Origin of the sequence: Pollutibacter soli, from assembly GCA_029269725.1 — a bacterium.
Taxonomy (GTDB): Bacteria; Bacteroidota; Bacteroidia; order Chitinophagales; family Chitinophagaceae; genus Pollutibacter; species Pollutibacter soli.
In genome coordinates, this window is record JARJHS010000005.1 from 327282 (window position 1) to 345642 (window position 18361).

The window sequence follows — 18361 nt, forward strand, 5'->3', positions numbered from 1 at the left end:
TTTTAACTCCCAACTTTTCTTGTATATACAAGCTGATTTCCCTATTTTTAAACATGTATATACAAGTTGGTCATATTGATCAACGGATTGCCAAACAATTGCTGCTTTATGAATGTAAAATCAACAAACTCCAGAAGGAAATTTCTGTTTAATTCCGCAATCACTACGCTTGGTGTTTTTGCAACAGGTCTTACAGTACGTGCAGCCGATGAATGGGGCAAAGGACCACTGGCGCCTGAGGGTACTTTCTATGTGATCCCGCATACACATTGGGAAGGCGCTGTTTTCGCGACCCGTGAGGCCTACCTCAAGATGGGTCACCCGCACATCATTACAGCGCTGAGCCTGCTAAAAAGATATCCCGAATACACTTTTGTACTCGATCAGGTCAATTATGTAAAACCTTTCCTGGAACGATATGAATCAGAATCCCTGGCATTCCGGGAGTTTGTAAAACAGGGGCGCTTACAGATCGTAGGCGCCATGGATTCCATGCACGACAATAATATGCCTTCGGCTGAATCTATCGTACGTCAATACCTGTATGGGAAACATTATTACCGGAAAGAACTCGGTGTTGACGTCACAACGGGCTGGGCACTGGATACATTCGGGCATAACGCGCAGATGCCGCAGATTCTACGCCTTGCAGGATTTAATTCCGTCTGGTTCCAGCGAGGTGTACCGCGACAGGATTTTCCGGCCGAATTTATTTGGAAATCTTTGGATGGCACTCCGATTGATGCTATCTGGCTGGCACAGAGCTATGTGAACCTCTCACGGGTACCAGAAACCGAAAAAGAATTTACAACATTTGTTGAAAGGGAATTTAATGAACTTACTCCGAATATGGAGGGCGAAAAGAATCGGGTAGGTCTTGCCGGTATGGACGTGCAGAATCCACAGGAGGTTTTACCGGAACTTGTTCGCGCTTATAATAAAAATAGTTCACGTCAATTTGATCTTAAATTTTCTGTACCGACAGCATATGAAGCGATCGTTCGGAAACGTACTAACCGGCAGACTTACAGCGGAGAACTAAATCCCGTTTTCCAGGGAATTTACAGCAGCAGGATAGAACTGAAACAAAAACTGCGTGATGTTGAAACAATACTTACTGCCGCGGAAAAAACTGCAGCGCTAAATGAAATATTCGGGCGAAAAACCGACGATAGCCTCATCTGGAAAGCCTGGGAGCCTACGCTGTTTAACCAGGCACATGATCTGATGTCAGGCGTAATGACGGATCATGTGTATGCAGATACTGTCCGTGGATATGAATATGCAGAGCAGGTGGGGAAAGAATTGCTGGAAGAAAATCTTGACTATTTATCAGGCCAGATAAATACAACAGGTGATGGCGTTGCAGTGATTGTATTTAATAGTCTCGGTTTGGTTCGCGATGATGTTGCAGAAGCCGATATCGCATTCCTTGAAACCGGTATCAATTCAATACTTCTGACCGATGATAAAGGGGCAGAGGTTCCCGCGGAGATCATGCACCAGGAAAAATATGATGACGGTTCCATTCGTACGGCACGTATCATTTTTGTTGCGAAGCAGATACCGTCACTTGGCTACAAACTTTATAGGCTTAAAGGGAAAAAAGAAACTGCGGCAGAATTGAAACAGGATATTCCGGAAGATCAGATAGAGAATGAATTCTGGCGCATCAAAATTGATCTTAACAGTGGTGCTATTACCAGCGTTTACGACAAAGCCCAGCAATGGGAAGTTTTGAAAGCTCCAGCAAATGTTGTTTCCAGGCAGTATGATGGAGGCGATTTCTGGGAACTGTACCATAATCTTACCGGTGGAATGGTTCAGAATACTGCCAAGCAAACTGTTCCCACCACTGAAAAAGAGCGCCTGAGCAATCAACGTTTATATCGCGGACAAAAAGGCGTAATACGTCGTGGTCCGGTGTACAGTGAATTTTCGGTTAGTCACGGTTTTGGTGCGGCAAATAAATTTTCTACGCGCGTTCGTTTATACACCGGGTTAAAACGCATCGATATTTTCACTACCCTATACAACACTGAAAAATTTGTCAGATACCAGGTGATGTTCCCCACCAGTATTCAGAATGGAAAAATTATGCATGAAATTCCTTTCGGTGCATTTGAACGACCTGATTCAATGGAATTCCCTGCACAGAACTGGGCGGACTATAGTGACGCTTCAAAAGGACTTGCAGTTTTAAACCGTGGTTTGCCAGGCAACATCACGAGCAATTCAACGATGATGGTTTCATTGATGCGGTCGGCAAAAATCGACGATTACCCTTATTTCGGTGGGTATGAACCCTGGATGACTTCTGACACGGGTTTACAACTCAATAAAACGATGGAGTTTAATTATGCATTGCTCCCTCATAAAGGTGGCTGGCAGGAAGCCGATCTTGCATTTGCAGGACTCTGCTTTAATAATCCACTGATCTGCCGGAAAGAAGAACCGCATACAGGAAAGCTGTCTTCAAAATGGAACCTGCTGGAAATTTCAGATCCTGCAGTAATACTAACTTCGGTAAAACCTGGTGCTGATGGAACGACAATCGTACGTGTATATGAGTCAACCGGGAATGCAAAACAGGCTGTAAACCTGAAATTTAACAGACCGGTAAGAGAGATTTCTGAAGTGAACCTTATCGAAGATCCGATCTCAAAATTGAACACAACCGGTAATGGTGTGAGCTTTGCAATACGTGGTTTCGAAATAAAAACATTTCGTATAAGCTGGAAAGCGTAGCACCGGAATATATCCAAAGACTATGAAGAGAAGGGAATTTTTAGTTAATTCTGCGATGGCAACAGCCGGGTTGAGTATATCACCTGCAATAGGTAAAGCCGGAATGGTGGACCGGCCTGATGCAAAAAATTATCCTTTTCTCTGGGGATCTGCTTACTATCGCGCACCCATACCCGAACCGGAACTTTGGGATGGCGATTTCAAAAAGATGCAGGAGCTGGGCTTCAACAATGTGAAATTCCTGATGCAGTGGCGTTGGTCGCATATTGCAGAGGACAAATACGATTTTGAAGATTTTAAACAGCTGTTGACCATTGCAGAAAAGTACGGGATTAATATTACGATAAACAACCTCTTTGATGTATCACCGCATTGGCTTTTTGAAAAATATCCGGATGCCAGACAGGTGATGAATAATGGTAGAATCATTGAACCGTTCGCGGTTGGTCATCGTCATATCGGAGGACATCCCGGTCCCTGTTATTCTCATCCCGGCGCACGCAAAGAGCGTCAGAAATTTCTGATAGAAGCAGTTAAAACTTTAAAGCCATACAAGGCTGTAAATATGTGGGATGTATGGAATGAACCTGAATTGTCGTTCCCGCAGCGTTCACCAATTGATACTGAAAAACTGGTTTGTTATTGCAAATATTGCGAAGCTGATTTTCGTATCTATCTGCAAAAAAAATATCAGGATCTGAAAAGCCTAAACTATGTATGGGGTAGAAATTATCCGGAGTGGAAATATGTAGAAATGCCCCGATCCCATAGTACGTTTGTTGATTTTATCGATTGGCGAGAGTTTCATTCTGCTGTAATGACGGATGAAGCAAAATGGAGAATGGAAATTGTACGTGCCAATGACCCTTCCAAAATAGTTTTTCTTCATGTGGTGCCCAACACCATGATTCCGTTTAATGCAGTAAGTACCTGCACGGATGATTTTGAAGTGGCGAAACTGGGTGATGTATTTGCTGCTACAATGAATGCAGGCCCATTGTTTACCCCGCAGGTGATTTCCGCCGGAGTCGGAAAGATTTGTTACAACGTCGAAAACCACATCAACGGCGGCGGCATTTCTATGCATCAGCGAAAAATTGATCTCGCAGCATTACAAAGAGACATCATTCCGCAACTCGGACTTGGAATTAAAGGCATTGTTTTCTGGCAATACCGTTCAGAAATACTGGGGAATGAATCACCCGCCTGGGGATTGGTGAATACGGATGGGACAGACAGAGAAGTAACCAGGGGTATCAGAACTTTCTGGAAACAATTGAGTCCGCATACCAATCTCCTGATGAAATCTTTTCCGGATGCACCACCTGTTGGTATCTGGAAAAGCAGGAAGAATGAGATTTTTCACTACTGCATGTATGGAAACCTGACGAATCTTTTTGATAACGTCTTCGGATATGCGAATACCTGCTACTGGAACAGTTATGGCTACCGTTATGTTTCCGGAGATATGCTTTCTGCCGGAGATCTTGCAGGAATAAAATTGCTGATTCTTCCATCTGCCTATTATCTCACTAATGAAGAAGCGAAGTCGATCATCGATTGGGTAAATAGAGGCGGAACCCTATTAACAGAAGCACATACGGGCGGATATAACGGATCAACTGGAAGGCATAGCCGATATATGCCGGGATTGGGATTGGCCGAAGCTTTTGGTATCAAAGAAGATTTCACGACAGCTTCTTTTCATTTGCAAATGGATAAATCCGAAGCGCTTAGCTCTGCCGGACCAATGAATGCAGAGACAAAAAAGCTACTCGAGTCTACTGGTGTAACCGGTGGGAAATTTTACCCGATTCAACTTAAAGATGGAACTGTACTTTGGTCGGCGCTGAGGTATGCCGAAATTTCCGGAACAGGATTTACTGTTGAAGGTTATTTCGAAAAAGACCATCCTGTCGCCATTTCAAAACCAGTAGGGAAGGGATATGTGCATTATTATTCCGGATCTCTCGGGATCGGTGCATCAAAAGAAAATTCCGGTCTGGCAAAATTACTAACCAGGATTTGTGATAAAGCTGGAATCAGGAAAACCTTACAACTCAATTCTCCAGAGATTAATGCTGTTCGTGTTGATGAGTTAAAGAACGGTGGGAAAACAGAATTCATCACGGTGCAAAACGCGATGGATAAATCTGTCACTGTCAATCTGAATAGTCCGGGGGATTTTAAAGGATTATATAGCGAAACTATTTTGAAATCTGGTAGCGGAGTGAAACTGCAGGTTCCTCCCAGATTTGCAGATATTTTTATCAGGAAATAAAAAAGACATGACTCTACAAAAAAGATATTTGGCTGTTTACTCTGTTTTCAGTTGTCTGTTTTCTGTTTCTGCCTCTGCCCAGGTTGCAACTAATCTTATTCTTCCTGATAAAAACATCACAGAAGCATATGAAAAGGCCGCATCACAAAATGTACTGGCCGCAGTCAACAACAAAATATTTCCCGGATATTTTTCAGTCTGCGCCGACGGTCTTGGTTTCGGTTATGGCAACACGTATCCTTCGCTGGATGGGCACCAGATGAGTGACGCCTTGCTTTGGCTGGGACAAACAGAAGTAGTAAAGGGCAACTGGGATTATGTTCGTGGATTTCAGAAATCAAAAGGAGAATTACCTATTGCAATTATTCCTGCCGAAGCTGGAAAAATGATCGGGCCAAAAGGATTCCAGGCGCCTGTAGATCCCAATGGAGGTTTGTACAAACATTGGGTACCAAAAGATCCGTTGAAGCCGTTGGCAGGTCCGACGTATATTCAGAATGCTGATGTGATTTTTCGATTCACTCAGGACAAACAATGGCTGATCAGTCAGCTTCCTTCCATCAACCTAACAGCTGATTATCTTGCCTCGATGGTGAATGCACAAGGAGATGTCGGAGGCGCGGGTTACTATGTGGAGCGACCCACACGTGTAGAATTTGATGGTGTATCACAAGGTCATGCAGCAGATGCTTTTTACAGACTGGCTGCATTAAACACCATTGCCGGCGATAAAAAATCAGCTGAAAAGTACACAGCACTTGCAAATAAAATCAAATCGAATTTTCAGAACCGTTTCTGGATGAAAGATCATTTCGCAGAGTACTATAATCCGGAAAGAGGATTTATATCGAATCATGGTTATACCGATGTAGACTGGACATCGATCGCCACGCATATGGCTACCCGCGAACAGCAAATTATACTCTGGCCAAACCTGATCAGTCAGCCCTCTTTCTATTATAACGGGATGCCGACAGGTATTTCAACAAAGCCTGAAACCTATGAAGCCTGGGAGACTACGTATGCTGACAACCAGGATCTTGCAGCGATGGGAAGGGTTTGGTATATCGAAGCTTGGGCAAGAGCTAATATGAATGATGGAAAAGGACTCGTAGAAAGTATTCAACGTGTTTGCAAAGAAGGTCGCGATAGTGGGTATTACTGGCGTGAGCGATACAATGCCAAAGGTGGTTATGGCGCAAAAAAATACAATGAGTATCCCGCGAACCTGATCCGGATTACACAACGATTTTTGTTTGGAGTTGAGTTTGGTCTTGATGGATCAATTGAACTTTCTCCAACGGCTCCTGCAGATTTTTGGACTGCTGGTTTTGGTCAGACGATCGACTGGCGCGGCATTCAGTTTACCTACCTGATGAAAGACAAATCGATTTCGGGGGAGTACCAAAGTGAAAAGGACCAGGTGGTAAAAGTCAGGATAAAAGAAAAGATGGATCCTGCAAAAGCAAAAGTGCTGATCAACGGAAAGTCATTGAAAAGTAAGGCAGATGGAGAATGGCTGGTGTTTATACTCCCAAAATCATCTGATAAAATTCCTTTGGTGGTGAGTTTTTAATTTGAGTTGGATTGAAAAAGAAATCATTTCATATTGTTTTGTTGATTTCAGTGGGATTTTTTTCAATTCCATCATGTTTTAATAAAGATGGAGGAGATGATCAAAGGTTGCCGGAAAAAGTCAGCTATAATTTTCATATCCGGCCCATTCTATCAGATAAATGTTTTGCCTGTCATGGACCCGATAAAAATGCAAGACAGGCCGGACTTCGGTTAGATGTTGCAGATAGCGCTTATGCTGTTTTAAAGGAATCCCCTGGTCAATATGCAATAGTTCCGGGCAATCCGCTGAATTCCGTCGTCTTCAGCAGGATCTCATCCGAAGATACTTCCGAATTGATGCCGCCACCTTCTTCACATCTCTCTCTCAATAGTTTTGAGGTCCGGTTGATTGAAAGATGGATCAGGCAGGGGGCCACCTACGAAAAGCATTGGGCATTTACAGCACCGGTTAAATCTGCGGTGCCAAAAGTTGACAATGAAGCATGGGCCAAAAATGAAATCGATCGTTTTATACTCCATACTCTTGAAGAAAGAAAATCAAAGCCCAATCCGGAATCAGATAGGGAAAGGTTGCTTAAAAAAGTGAGCCTCGATGTGACAGGACTTCTTCCATCAGAAAAAATGATGGATGATTTTCTGAATGACAAATCCGAAAATGCCTACGAGAAGATAGTAGATACCCTGCTCGCACAGCGATCTTATGGTGAACAGATGGCACTGCTTTGGATGGATCTCGCACGCTATGCCGATTCACACGGCTACCAGGATGATGGCTATCGTACACAATGGCCCTGGCGCGACTGGGTGATTTATGCCTTCAATAAAAATTTATCGTACAAAGATTTTGTGAGCTGGCAGATAGCAGGTGATCTCTTGCCGGATCGCTCTAAAGAACAATTGCTTGCTACCGGATTTAACCGCAATCATAAAATCACTGAAGAGGGTGGTGTAATTGATGAAGAGTATCGTGTGGAATATGTTACTGATCGAACAAACACTTTCAGTAAAGCAATCCTTGGTATTACAATGGAATGTGCCCATTGTCATGATCATAAATACGACCCGTTTTCACAAAAGGAACACTACGAGTTGTTCGCATTCTTCAACAACGTGACAGAAGTCGGGCAGGAGTCGGTTATTGGTGGGCCTGAGACCTATGCTAAGAAGCCTTTTATGTCTATCTCAAATGAAGACGCAAACACGATTCTACATTTTGTAAATAAGAAAGACACCGGAAAGCTGATAGTTTCCATCATGGGCGAACGGGATACTGCAAGAAAATCGTATATACTTGACCGTGGACAATATGATCAGCACAAAACAGAAGTGTATCCTTCGACACCCGAGGCCATTCTTCCCTTTAAACCATCCTGGCCAAAGAACCGGTTGGGGCTTGCCGAATGGCTTTTTGATTCTGCAAACCCGCTTACGGCGCGCGTTTTTGTCAATCTTCTCTGGCAGGAATTTTTCGGGACCGGCATTGTAAAAACTTCCGGGGATTTCGGAATGCAGGGAGCGTTACCAACACATCCGGAATTGCTGGATTGGCTCTCCGTAGATTTCAGAGAGAATGGTTGGGATATAAAAAGGCTGGTCAGGCAGATGGTTACGTCTGCAACGTATCGTCAATCGGTAATAACGGATCCGGATAAACGCAAAAAAGATCCGGAGAATAAATGGCTGAGCTATTCTTCACGAAACCGTGTAAAGGCAGAAACAGTGAGAGATATCATTCTTGGTTCTGCAGGTGTTTTGAATAAAGAAATCGGCGGTCCCAGTGTTAAGCCTTATCAGCCATCGGGGTTATGGGAGGCAGCAGCGTCCACCGGGGGAAGCTTTGGTATTCTTGGTACTTACAAACAGGACCACCAGGAAAAATTATATCGTCGCGGTATGTACACTTTCATTAAGCGAACTGTACCTCCACCTTCGATGATGATATTTGATGCAAGCAACCGGGATCAGTGTGAAGTATTCAGGTTGAAAACAAACACACCATTGCAGGCATTGGTGATGATGAATGATCCGGTAGTCCTTGAAGCATCAAGACTTCATGCTGCGAAAATGATGAACGAAGAGAAGAGTGCTGATAAGATGATCAGCCGGGCTTTCAGAAGAATTGAATGCAGAACTGCAACAGGTGGGGAAATGAATGTGCTCATGAAATTTTATAATGAAGAGCTGAATTCGTTGACAAAAGAGAAGGCTGTCAGATTGTTGCAATACGGTGAATCAAAAATCGATACCAACCTTGATATTGTGCAACTCGCTGCATTGACTAAAGTGATAAATACGATCTATAATCTCGAAGAAACTATTGTTCGGTAAAACCTCGTGTATGTACAGGGAACTTTATGAACATGCATTACATATTAATCGACGCAGATTTTTGTCACGGCTTGCTGTCGGCGTCGGATCCGTGGCACTTGGTTCGCTATTGATACCGGATCTTTTTAAAAGAAAGGAAGAGGAAGAAACGATGATGAAAGGTCTCGCACATTTTGCACCAAAAGCAAAACGGGTGATCTATCTTTTTCAGAACGGCGCGCCTTCACATCTTGAATCGTTTGATTATAAACCTAAACTCAGGGAGCTCTGGGGAACGGAGTTGCCAGCGTCAGTTCGTGATGGGCAACGACTAACCGGAATGAGTTCTGGTCAGAAATCTTTTCCTCTTGTTGGGTCATTTTTTGATTTCAGGCAATACGGTGAATCTCAGGCGTGGGTAAGTGATTTATTTCCTTATATGTCAAAGATTGTTGACGAACTCTGTATTATTCGTTCGATGCATACAGAGGCAATCAATCACGATCCGGCATTGACTTTTTTTCAAACCGGAGCACAACAGGGCAACCGGCCCAGCATGGGCTCATGGGTAAGCTACGGATTGGGAAGTGAAAACGAGAACCTGCCTGCATTTACAGTATTGCTGTCCAAAGGAAAGGGAAATGGGCAGGGCGTGTATTCCAAATTGTGGTCAAATGGTTTTCTTGATTCAATTTACCAGGGAGTACAGTTCAGTAATGGAGAAGATCCTGTTTTGTATCTGAAGGATCCGGAGGGGATGACACGAGAGGATCGCAGGAAAACATTGGACAGGCTTGCAGAATTAAATGAACTTTCGTTTAAAGAATTGGGAGATCCTGAAATTCACTCGAAAGTGAGTCAGTATGAAATGGCTTACCGGATGCAGATGGCTGTTCCGGAAGCGATGGATTTATCAAAAGAGCCAGACGAGATTGTTCGGTTATACGGACCGGATTGTCTTGTCGCAGGCACATATTCAGCCAATTGCCTGCTTGCAAGAAAACTTTCAGAGAACGGCGTTCGTTTTGTACAACTTTATCACCAGGGGTGGGATCAGCATCAGAACCTGCCAACGGAAATGGCAGGACAGGCGAAAGATACAGATCAGCCATCGGCAGCGCTGATTACTGATTTAAAACAGCGAGGGTTGCTTGATGAAACGCTGGTGATCTGGGGTGGAGAATTCGGTCGTACTAATTATAGCCAGGGATTACTTACAAAAGAAAATTATGGCCGCGATCATCATCCACGCTGTTTTAGTCTGTGGCTTGCAGGGGGTGGAATAAAACCCGGAATTGTATACGGAGAAACTGATGAATTCGGATACAATATTGTACGCGACCCTGTACATGTACATGATCTGCATGCCACCGTACTTCATCAATTGGGGCTTGATCATGAAAAGCTGATATTCAAACATCTCGGTCGTCGTTATCGCCTGACCGATGTTGCAGGGAAACTGGTACCTGGAATTATCGCATAATCAACTCGCACGGATGAAAACAGTCAATAAACAGATTGCGGTAAATGTATTAATCGCTCTATCTGCTTTTATCCTGTTCCTTCTTCTTTTCCTGGATCAGATTGAATTACCAGACCTTTTGCAATCTATTGGCCGTATGCACCCGGTTCTGTTGCATTTCCCGATAGTGTTGCTATTGATTTCATTCGTTTTTGTATGTATAAAGAAAACTCCAGGAAATAATACCTGGAGTGCAATGGAGGAATGGTTTCTTTTTGCCGGAGCTGCACTGGCAGGGCTAACCGCAATTATGGGAATCTTCCTTTCAAAGGAGTCTGGATACAATGATGAGATACTTTTTATTCATCAGTGGGGAGCTATTGTTTTATTTTTCATTGCTGTAATTCTTTACATATTCAACAAAAGGTTTTCACAAAAAATTATTGCCGCGCGGATTTTTGCAATCTCGGGGACTGTTGTGTTGATAATTTCCGGGCATTATGGGGGTGAGCTTACACACGGGTCCGGTTATCTTACAGGTCCGTTGACTTCAGCGCAGGAGCAAAAACAGGTTGCATTCCAAGATGCAATGATTTATGAAGATCTGATCAGGCCGGTATTTGCGGCAAAATGCCAGGGCTGCCACAATCCATCGAAATTAAAAGGGCAGTTATCCCTGACCGATAGCGCAATGCTATTGAAGGGTGGCAAATCTGGAAGGCTTTTTGTGCATGGGTCTCCTGAACTGAGCCTGATCATGGAACGAATTCATCTTCCGGAGTCCGATAAAAAACATATGCCTCCTGCCGGCAAAACGCAATTGTCAAGGGCTGAAGAAGATCTGATCAATGCGTGGATAAAAGACAGCGCAAGATTCAATGTAAAAATTGCTTCTTATCCTGAAGAGGATAGTTTAAGAAAAATGGCCATCGCTTTTCTGCCGGTTCGCAAAGAAGAAAAATTTGACTTTGCTGCGACGGATGAAAGTAAAATGGAGAAACTCAATAATGATTTTCGTAAGGTCAGGCCCATTGCTGCCAATTCTCCCGCTTTGGCCGTAAATTTCTTTAACAATCGAGGCTGGTCTGCAAAATCAATTGAAGAATTGGTGGGTGTAAAACAGCAGATCGTTTCAATGGAGCTGCATAAAGTTCCTGTAACAAATGATGACCTTAAACACATCGCAGGCTTTGTTAACCTGCGGCGATTGAACCTGAATTTTACTCAGATTACAGCTGAGGGCCTGGTTCATTTATTACCGTTGGAACACCTGCAATCGCTTTCCTTAACGGGTACAAAAATGGAAATGGAATCTTTACAGCGATATTTGAATGCGGCCAAATCATTAAATCAACTTGCTTTCTGGAATTCAGGACTTTCAAAGGAAAATATCCGCAGCCTCGTTGCAGCAAATAAACATATCAGAATTAATGCAGGGAATGAAGAAGAGGATCAAATGATGCTTCAACTGAATAAAGTTCAATTGAAAAATTCCAGTTCGGTGTTCAGCGAAACTGCCTTCCTGCAATTGAAACACCCAATTCCCGGTGTTGACATCAGGTATACACTTGATGGCAAAGATCCCGATAGTATTGTTTCGCCTGTTTACAATGGAAAAGATAAAGTTGATAAATCTGTTCTGATAAAAGCAAGGGCATACAAATCCGGATGGATTTCAGGAGATATAACTGAGTTCAGGTTGTATAAGAGCCGGTATAAACCTGATGCTGTTCAATTGATCACAGCTGTTCACGAACGTTTTCCGGCTTTGGGAACGGAGAGTTTTTTCGATGGGAAGATCGGAGGCTACAGTCAGTACGGCGACCGTTGGGTGGGATTTTCAGCATTCCCCATGGAGCTATTGCTGTTACTGAATGATACCGTCAACCTCCGTTCTGTCACTATAAATTATTTGTCGAATCCACCAGCTGGTTTCTTTCCGCCCGGTTCCTTGGAAATCTGGGGTGGTGAGGATGTTCAGCATTTGAAACTGGTTAGAAAAAAAAATCTGCCGGTCACCTCTAAAGATGAGAAGCTCAATATTTCTTCAGCGGAAATTAATTTCGATCGCCAAAAATTAAAGTGGATTAAAATCATTGCTCATCCGCAAACTTTTCCTTCCTGGCACAAAGCCAAAGGCAAACTTTCTGTTTTACTTATTGATGAAGTGCTGCTGAATTAAGGGAGGTTGTATGTTGCAGGTGTTTAAGTTATCAGTATCACCCCGCAGATTTGCCTGCAGAAAAATGTAAAGCATTAAATACTTAGCTGAAACATTTCGTATATATGTTCTGATTTGCCAAGAAAACAAATACAGCCAATCAATAGAAAAATACATTTGATTCCGGGAAAAACACTTTGGAAATTCCAAAAATGCTTTCGAATTTGCTGAAAGTTCCCAGGTATCCGATACTTGCAAGTATCGGATACCTGGCGGGTTTTTCCGAAATTTGTGAAAAGCACGAAACTTCAAAAATTTTCAACTTTATTTTCTTTTAGAATGGGTGCTTGGCACTAATCGCTACCCGCTATTTTCTCTTTTTGCCTTTTGCCTGCGGCCTAACAACTTCTATTGACTTAAAATAATTTCAACTTGTATATACAAGATGCTGATTTTTCCCTATCTTTAAAATCTCGGATATTACGGTTGCCATAATATAATCAGAAGCTGTTCATGAGAGTTTTATCAACGATTTTATTTCTTTTCTTTTCTGTTTTCTCAAACATATATGCACAGAACAAATTGAATGTTCTCGACTATGTTGATCCAACCATTGGTACAGTAGGTGAAGTTCTAGGTCCGGCTTTGCCAACAGTACATCTTCCCAACAGCATGGTTCGTGTTTTTCCTGTGAGAAGAGATCACCTGGACGACCAGATCAGGTACTTTCCTCTTACCTCACCTTCGCATCGCCTGGCAAATGTATTTGGCATACTCCCACTGCAGGGGAGCGGTGTTGATATCTGGGAAAGAAAGATGATTCGTGAAGAAGAGATCATCAAACCTTATCAATACTATGTTCGCGCAGAAGAAGATGACATCCAGGTGACGTTTGTGCCGACCGCAAGAGCAGGTTTTTTTGAATTCAATTTTCCTGAAAAAGGAGAACATTTTCTCCGGATGCAGTTGGTCAGCAAGAAAGGGGAGTTGGCGGTTTCAGGAAATAATATGATTTCTGGTGTAGAAGAGTTTTTAGGAATGAAAGCGTATTTCTATGCAGAGCTCAATACAGCATTTTCAGGATCAGAATTTAAAGAAGGCTCCGGCACTTCTGCATTACTTTTGAAGTTCAGCAATGCTGCTCAAAAAATATCTTTCCGTTATGGCATTTCGTTTATCAGTAGAGACCAGGCGAAACAGAATCTTCAGAAAGAAATTACAGGCTGGGACATTGGTGTGTATCGTCAGAGTGCAATTAATGTCTGGAACAAAACATTAAACCAAATCAGCGTACAAGGGGGAACAACATCCCAGAAGCGTGTTTTCTACACCGCGATGTATCGCGCCAGTGAGCGCATGGTAGATATCAATGAATACGGAAAATATTACAGTGCTTATGATAAAAAGGTGCACGAAACCAATGAACCTTTTTATGTCGACAGTTGGATATATGATTTCTCCATCGGACTATATCCTTTGCAAATGATTCTGAATCCTGAAAAGCAAAAATATTTCATCAGATCGTACATCAAAATGTACGAACAGGGTGGATGGATGCCGGGATTCGCTTTGATTGATGGCGATTGGCCCGCAATGACAGGAAATTATACCGCGGTGTGGATGAATGATGCATGGTCAAAGGGTATCCGAGACTTCGACATAAAGAAAGCTTACGAAGGACTGAAAAAAAATGCGCTTGAAGCAACGCTCTTACCCTGGCAAAACGGACCAGCAGTTTCGTGGCTGGATTCGTTCTATAACAGAAAGGGATACCTTCCCGGACTATACGAAAATGAAAAAGAGTATGTAAAAGAAATAACGAATTTCTGGGAGCGAAGGCAATCGGTATCTGTTACGATGGAAACGAGTTATGGAGACTGGGCTGTCGCGCAGCTTTCCGAAGTTTCCGGAAATGCAAAGGACAAGCCATTACTGATGCAGCGAGCACAGAATTACAAAAAAATGTACCGTGCAGACAAAGGCTTTATGTGGCCGAGGGATTCATCAGGCAACTGGATTGAGCCTATGAATCCCAGTCTCGCGGGACGTGAATATTATACAGAGAACAATGCTTACACCTTCAACTGGCATGCGCGACAGGATCTCGATAATTTGTTTGAAATGATGGGCGGCAGGAAAGCCGCAGAAGCAAAACTCGATCAATTGTTCCGTGAAAATATTGGCATCGACAAACCACATTTCTGGGTAATACAACCAGATGCCAGTGGTCTGGTGGGTCAGTATTCCATGGGTAATGAAATGGGTTTCTTCATTCCCTATTTGTACAACAACCTGGGAAGTCCCTGGAAAACACAGAAACGTGTACGCATGCTTCTCGAAACATGGTTCCCTGATAATATTTTCGGTTATCCGGGTGATGAAGATGGCGGTGGAACTTCTCCTTTCATTATTTTTTCGATGGTTGGATTCTTTCCCGTAACGCCAGGTATTCCGATTTATCATATCGGAAGTCCTGTGTTTGAAAAAGCAACGATCAATCTTCCCGGTAATAAGCAAATGATTATAGAAGCGAAACAAAACTCAGCAGAGAATAAATACATACAGACAGCAACACTGAATGGAAAGTCATTGAATCGTTCCTGGTTTACGCATGATGAGTTGATGAATGGCGGTAAGCTGGTATTTGTTATGGGAAAATTGCCGAATAAAAAATGGGGTGCAGATGAGTCGAGATTACCACCTTCGTTTTTGGAAATTCAAAAGAAAGACATCGAGAACCGGATGAAATGAAATTGATTATGGTAAACTGCATTAGCAAAAAATTTCTGGTATTGAGCCTGGTAATGCCATTATTCATTAATGCGCAGATAATTCAGCATTTCGGAGAGCCCATCAATTATGTGAGTACACTAGTCGGTTCCGATTCAAAAATGATTTTGTCAAACGGGAATACCTATCCTGCGGTTGCTGTTCCCTGGGGAATGAATTTCTGGACACCACAAACAGGAAAGGCCGGTGCTCCGTTCATGTATGAATACAATAGTGATAAGATTCGCGGATTCAAACAAACACACCAGGCGAGTAACTGGATCGGCGACTATGGTCAATTTGCTGTGATGCCTGGAACGGGAAAGATAAAATTCAATGAAGATGACCGCGCCAGTTGGTTTTCCCATAAAACTGAAATAGCGCAGCCACATTACTACACTGTATATCTCGCCGAATATAACACCACGGCGGAGATTACAACGACAGATAGAGCCGCAGTACTCAGGTTTACATTCCCTGAAACCGATAGTGCATTTATTGTAATTGATGCATTGGACATGGGATCTTCGATTACCATCATCCCTGAACAGAATAAGATTGTAGGATACACTACAAAAAACAAAGGAAGTGTTCCGGATAATTTCAAAAACTATTTTGTACTGCAGTTTCCAAAAGGCTTTCTGAATTCCGCAACATTCAGCGATTCAATTTTAACTCCAGGAAAGTTAACTGAGACTTCCAATCATGCTGGTGCTGTTATATCATACAAAACAAAAGCAGGAGAGACAATTGAAGTGAAAGTAGCTTCTTCATTTATCAGCCACGAGCAGGCAGCAAGAAATTTGCTTGAAGTTGGGAATGCTGATTTCAATACAATCAAAGAAAGATCAAGACAACTGTGGAACAAGGAACTTTCCAAAATGAAAGTAGAAGGTGGCACCGTTGAACAGGCGAAAACTTTTTACTCATGTCTTTACAGATGCCTGTTGTTCCCGAGAAAATTCTATGAGATTGATGCAGCCGGGAAAATCATGCATTATAGTCCGTTCAACGGAGAAGTTCTCCCTGGATATTTATTCACTGACAATGGTTTCTTTGATACATTCCGCGCACTGTTTCCCTTCTTTAGCCTGATGTATCCTGAATTATACGCACAGATTCTGCAGGGATTGGCTAATGCATATGATGAAAGCGGCTGGCTTCCGGAATGGACCAGTCCGGGTCATCATCGCGGAGTTACTTTTGGTGCATATTCTGCAACCCTGATTGCGGATGCTTATATCAAGGGCATTCGCGGTTATGATATCAATAAACTATATGAAGGTATTTTGAAGAATACTGTAAGTGAGCCTCCAAAGGATATCCGCAGTGTGGGTCGATTAGGTGTTACTTATTACAATCAGTTGGGATACGTACCTTATGATGTGGGTGTGAAAGAGAATACTGCCCGCACTCTGGAGTATGCATACCTTGATTTTACTATTCATCAGCTTGCAAAAGCATTGAAGAGACCAAAAGAAGAAGTCGATCTTTTTGCGAAAAGATCTATGAACTATAAAGCTCATTATGATCCATCCACCGGCCTGATGCGTGGAAAAAACAAAGACGGAAGTTTCCAATCACCATTCAATCCGTTCAAATGGGGTGATGCATTTACCGAGGGAAACAGCTGGCATTATACCTGGGCATCTGTTAACGATATGAATGGACTGATCGGATTGATTGGAGGTAAAGATAAATTTGTAAAAAAGCTGGATTCCGTATTTACATTACCCCCGATTTTTGACGAAAGCTGGTACGGCTACGTAATTCATGAAATGCGGGAAATGCAGATTGTAAATATGGGTCAGTATGTGCATGGCAACCAGCCAATGCAGCATGTTGTGTATTTGTACAATTTTGCAGCAACGCCATGGAAATCGCAATACTGGGTAAGAGAGATTATGGATCGATTATACAATAGCGGACCAGCAGGATATTGTGGTGATGAAGATACCGGACAGACTTCGGCCTGGTATATTTTTTCAGCGCTGGGTTTTTATCCTGTCGCTCCTGGCACAGATCAATATGTTTTTGGTTCGCCTCTTTTCAGGAAAGTGACGGTGAAATTGCCGAATGGAAAAGCATTAACCATTAATGCTCCGCAAAATGGTGTAGCGAATCGTTATATTGCCTCTATGACGGTGAATGGAAAGAACTATACAAAGAACTGGATCAGCCACAAAATGCTTACTGATGGCGCAACGATCGATATGAAGATGACGAGCATGCCTGATAAGAGCAGAGGGGTTGCTGATGCAGATCTCCCATATTCGTTTTCAACCGACCCCGGCAACAAATAAATCATCGGATCGAAAAAAAAGAATTATGAAAATAAAAACGCTCCTATACCTGTGCCTCGTTGCAATTGTAGTCGCATCCTGTGCTGGCAAGGCTGGTGTTTCGCAGGAGAAAGGATGGGTTAAATTATTTGATGGAAAATCTTTTAACGGCTGGAAGATCAATGAACATCCCGAAACTTTTAAAATTGAAGACGGCGTCATTGTAGTGAATGGTGTCCGTTCGCATATGTTTTATGAAGGCGCAGTAGGCAATCACGATTTCAGAAATTTTGAATTGAAGGTGACACTGATGACTACCCCAGGGTCCAATTCCGGAATATTTATTCAGACTGCTTACCAGGATTCTGGATGGCCTGCAAAGGGATTTGAGATCCAGGTTAACCAGACACAAGGTGACTGGCGTAAGACAGGCAGTGTTTACGGGCTAAAAGATGTTCGTGAAGTGTATGTAAAAGATAATGAATGGTATGTTGAACACATTATTGTTAAAGATAAAACGATCACAGTGAAACTGAATGATAAAGTGATCAATGAGTATACTCAGCCTGATGATTACGTTCCGACAAAAGGAAATGAAAAGCGAATTATTTCGTCAGGAACCATTGCCTTGCAGGGACACGACCCGAAAAGCAAAGTGTTGTACAAAGACGTTAGCATAAAGATGTTGCCCTAAATTAACCTGGCTGTTTCTTCGCGAATCTCCTGGCTGTTCACTTTGCGGTTTGATGTTCTGATAGCCAAAGAACGCAGAG

The 18361-nt window shown here is 42.7% G+C and carries 9 protein-coding genes; all 9 read left to right on the plus strand.

The genetic code is table 11. The features are described 5' to 3' along the window. Positions 1-108 precede the first annotated feature (108 nt). The 9 genes from P2W82_RS14865 to P2W82_RS14905 all read left to right on the plus strand — a co-directional run bounded on the left by P2W82_RS14865 (position 109) and on the right by P2W82_RS14905 (position 18282). Complete coding sequence (locus P2W82_RS14865; RefSeq protein WP_336516691.1) at positions 109-2748, plus strand: alpha-mannosidase; 2640 nt, start codon at positions 109-111, stop codon at positions 2746-2748. A 22-nt stretch (positions 2749-2770) separates the two neighbouring features. Next, positions 2771-5029, plus strand: a complete 2259-nt coding sequence (locus tag P2W82_RS14870; protein ID WP_336516692.1) for a beta-galactosidase — start codon at positions 2771-2773, stop codon at positions 5027-5029. A gap of 7 nt (positions 5030-5036) precedes the next feature. After that, positions 5037-6605: a hypothetical protein gene (locus tag P2W82_RS14875; RefSeq protein WP_336516693.1), complete on the plus strand. Its 1569-nt coding sequence runs from the start codon at positions 5037-5039 to the stop codon at positions 6603-6605. An 11-nt stretch (positions 6606-6616) separates the two neighbouring features. Next, entirely contained in the window at positions 6617-8935 is a 2319-nt protein-coding gene (locus P2W82_RS14880; RefSeq protein WP_336516694.1) for a PSD1 and planctomycete cytochrome C domain-containing protein, read from the plus strand. Between the two features lie 10 nt (positions 8936-8945). Then, positions 8946-10397 (plus strand): DUF1501 domain-containing protein, encoded by a 1452-nt coding sequence (locus tag P2W82_RS14885; RefSeq protein ID WP_336516695.1) that lies wholly within the window; start codon positions 8946-8948, stop codon positions 10395-10397. A gap of 13 nt (positions 10398-10410) precedes the next feature. Then, complete coding sequence (locus P2W82_RS14890) at positions 10411-12558, plus strand: c-type cytochrome domain-containing protein (RefSeq protein WP_336516696.1); 2148 nt, start codon at positions 10411-10413, stop codon at positions 12556-12558. 492 nt (positions 12559-13050) lie between these two features. Next, complete coding sequence (locus tag P2W82_RS14895) at positions 13051-15288, plus strand: GH92 family glycosyl hydrolase (protein ID WP_336516697.1); 2238 nt, start codon at positions 13051-13053, stop codon at positions 15286-15288. Then, positions 15285-17609, plus strand: coding sequence for a GH92 family glycosyl hydrolase (locus P2W82_RS14900; protein WP_336516698.1), 2325 nt, complete (start codon positions 15285-15287; stop codon positions 17607-17609). The genes P2W82_RS14895 and P2W82_RS14900 overlap by 4 nt, the downstream gene beginning before the upstream one ends. Positions 17610-17634: 25 nt before the next feature. Beyond that, the gene (locus P2W82_RS14905) at positions 17635-18282 is read left to right on the plus strand and encodes a 3-keto-disaccharide hydrolase (RefSeq protein ID WP_336516699.1); all 648 of its coding nucleotides are present in this window, start codon (positions 17635-17637) and stop codon (positions 18280-18282) included. Positions 18283-18361: the final 79 nt, after the last annotated feature.